The 1,868-nt window shown below is 70.3% G+C and carries 1 pseudogene; it reads right to left on the bottom strand.

Features of this window, described 5'->3' with window-relative positions:
- Window positions 1–1,868 (bottom strand): annotated as a pseudogene (locus IF11_RS39805) (type I polyketide synthase); the annotation flags it as partial.

The raw sequence follows: 1,868 nt of genomic DNA on the forward strand, positions 1-1,868 counted from the left end.
CGCGAACACCGGGAACCGGCCGTACAACTCCCGGCCCATCCCCAGCCGCTGCGAACCCTGACCCGAGAACAGCACCGCCGTCTTCCCACCGACGACCGCCCCCGACACCGCCAAGGCGTCCGGCTCGCCGACCGCCAGAGCCGCGAGGGCGCGTACCGCGTCCGCCGGATCCCCGGCCAGCACCACGGCCCGGTGGTCGAACTTCGAGCGGCCCGTTGCCAGCGAGTGGCCGATATCCACCGGCCGCAGCTCCGGCCGCGCCTCGATCGACGACAGCAGCTTGGCGGCCTGGCCGCCGAGCGCCTCGGCCGTCTTGCCCGAAAGCACCCACGGGACGACGCCCGACTCGGTCTCGGGTACTTCCTTACTGCCCAGGACGGTTCCCTGGATGACGGTGGCCGGCTGCTCCAGGATGACGTGCGCGTTCGTACCGCTGATCCCGAACGACGAGACACCCGCACGCCGCGCGCGACCGACCTCCGGCCACCGCGTGTGCTCGGTCAGCAGCTCGACCGCGCCTTCCGACCAGTCCACATGCGACGAGGGAGCGTCCACGTGCAGCGTCTGCGGCAGCACGCCGTGACGCATCGCCATGATCATCTTGATCACACCGGCGACACCGGCGGCAGCCTGAGTGTGGCCGATGTTCGACTTCACCGAGCCGAGGAGCAGCGGGCGCTCCGGGTCACGATCGCGCCCGTACTCGGCCAGGAGCGCCTGCGCCTCGATCGGGTCGCCCAGCGTCGTCCCCGTACCGTGCGCCTCCACCACATCGACATCGTCGGCCGAGAGTCCGCCGCTGGCCAGCGCCTGACGGATCACGCGCTGCTGCGACGGACCGTTCGGGGCGGTGAGGCCGTTCGACGCACCGTCCTGGTTGACGGCCGAGCCCCGGACCACGGCAAGGATCTCGTGACCGTTGCGTCGCGCGTCGGACAGCCGCTCAAGCACCAGCATGCCGACACCCTCCGACCAGCCGACACCGTCCGCCGCGTCCGAGAACGCCTTGCAACGGCCGTCGGGAGAGAGTCCGCGCTGTCGGGAGAAGTCCACGAACACCGAGGGGGTCGACATCACGGTCACACCGCCGGCCAGCGCCAGCGAGCATTCGCCGCTGCGCAGCGCCTGCATCGCCCAGTGCATCGCGACCAGCGACGACGAGCACGCGGTGTCCACCGTCACCGCCGGACCCTCCAGGCCCAGCGTGTACGAGACCGATGCCTGCTCGCTCGATCGCCTCCCACGAGGTCTCCAGCAGCAGGCGCTGCTGGGAGTCGGTGGCCAGCGCCTCACGCGGCGACATCCCGAAGAACGCCGGGTCGAACTCGCCCGCGTCATGCAGGAATCCACCCTGTCGCGTGTACGACGTGCCCTTGTGGTCGGGGTCCGGGTTGAACAGCCCATCCACGTCCCAGCCACGGTTGGTCGGGAAGGCGGAGATCACATCGCTGCCCTCGGTGACCAGTCGCCACAGATCCTCCGGCGAGGCCACCCCGCCCGGATAGCGGCAGCTCATGCCCACGACCACGATCGGATCGTCGGCCACCGCGGCGGCGCGCCTGGCCACGGGCAGGGCCACGGCCGCATCGGCGCCGAGCAATTCATCGAGCAGATGGTCGACCAGCGTCTCGACCGTCGGATAGTCGAAGACCATCGTGGCCGGCAGTCGCAGCCCGGTCACGGTGTTGAGCCGGTTACGGAGTTCGACCGAGGTCAGCGAGTCGAAGCCCAGTTCGCGGAAGGCGCGGCCCGGGTTGACCGCGTTGCCATCGGCATGGCCCAGGACCAGGGCGACCTGTCCGCGTACGAGGTCCAACAGCACCTCCTGACGCTCAACCGCCGTCAGCCCCGCCAACCGCTCCACCAGC

Source organism: Streptomyces scopuliridis RB72, assembly GCF_000718095.1.
Lineage (GTDB): Bacteria > Actinomycetota > Actinomycetes > Streptomycetales > Streptomycetaceae > Streptomyces > Streptomyces scopuliridis.